The organism is Deinococcus pimensis DSM 21231, from assembly GCF_000519345.1.
GTDB classification, from domain to species: domain Bacteria; phylum Deinococcota; class Deinococci; order Deinococcales; family Deinococcaceae; genus Deinococcus_A; species Deinococcus_A pimensis.
Map to the genome: position 1 here is coordinate 148,897 of NZ_KI912617.1, position 1,235 is coordinate 150,131.

Genomic DNA, 1,235 nt, shown 5'->3' on the forward strand with positions numbered 1-1,235 from the left:
GAGCACGCCGCGCTCCGAGACGGCCTCCACCCGGCCCACGCGCACGCCGCGGTGGCGGGGCGCGCGGCCCCGCACGACCGTCTGGTGGTTCGTGCCGGAGATGAAGTGAGCGCCGAGCCCGCGCGAGTACACCTGCTCCAGGTCGCGCTCCTCCTCCCTCGTGACGCTCAGAGGGAGGCCCGCCCAGGCCTCGTCGATGGCCTTCCTGTACGCGCCCGTGGTGAGCGCGACGTACTCGGCGTCCTTGTAGCGGCCCTCGATCTTGAGGCAGTTCACGCCGATCCGCACGAGGTCCGGCACCTGATGCAGGGCGTACAGGTCGCCGGGCGAGAGCAGGTAGCGGGCGTCGTCGAGGTCGCGGCGTTCTCCGTCCACGAGCAGGTCGTACGGGAGTCGGCAGGCCTGCGCGCACTGACCGCGGTTGGCGCTGCGTCCGCCCCAGGCCTCGCTGCTGAAGCACTGGCCGCTGTAGCTGACGCACAGCGCGCCGTGCACGAAGGTCTCGAGCTCCACGTCCGTGGCGGCCGCGATGCGTTCGATGTCGCGCAGGGAGAGTTCGCGGCCCAGCACGACGCGGCTGGCGCCGAAACGGCGGGCGAGTTCGGCGCCCTCGGCGGACGTGATGCTCATCTGGGTGCTGCCGTGGACGGGGAGGTCCGGGCAGATCTCGTGCGCGAGCTTCGCGACGCCGTGGTCCTGCACGATGATGGCGTCGGCGCCGCTCCGCGCGATGTGCATGAGCTGGCGCTCCGCGTCGGGAAGTTCGCGGTCGAAGACGAGGACGTTGAAGGTGACGAAGCCGAGGACGCCGCGCTCGTGCAGGAAGCGCATGACGTCCGGGAGCTCCTCGCTCGCGAAGCCCACCTTGGCGCGGGCGTGGAAGCTGTCGAGGCCGAAGTACACGGCGTCGGCGCCGGCCTCCACGGCGGCGCGCAGTTGCGGCCAGCCTCCGGCGGGGCTCATCAGTTCGGGTTTGACTCGGGGGCGCGGCATCAGCACTCGAGTGTAGGTCCTGTGAAGGTTCCCGAAAGGGTGGCGCGCACCCTTGCGTCGCCCCGCGCGGGGCCTACAGTGGAACTGGAAGCCCGCGCCCGCCGACCGCTCGTCCCGCTCGTGGAGGTCGCCCTTGAACGTCGCCCGGTTCCTGTCCGACCTCCCGGTGGGGTTCGCGTGGCCGTGGGCCCTCGCGGCGCTCGCGCTGCTGCCGCTCCTCGCGTGGGTCTACGCGCGTCTCG

Annotated in this window: 1 protein-coding gene; it reads right to left on the reverse strand. The window is 71.9% G+C overall.

Annotated elements, in window-relative coordinates:
- Positions 1-993: peptidase U32 family protein (locus DEIPI_RS41120; protein WP_045233369.1), on the reverse strand; the 993-nt coding region annotated here is incomplete at its 3' end.
- Between the last annotated feature and the right edge of the window lie 242 nt (positions 994-1,235).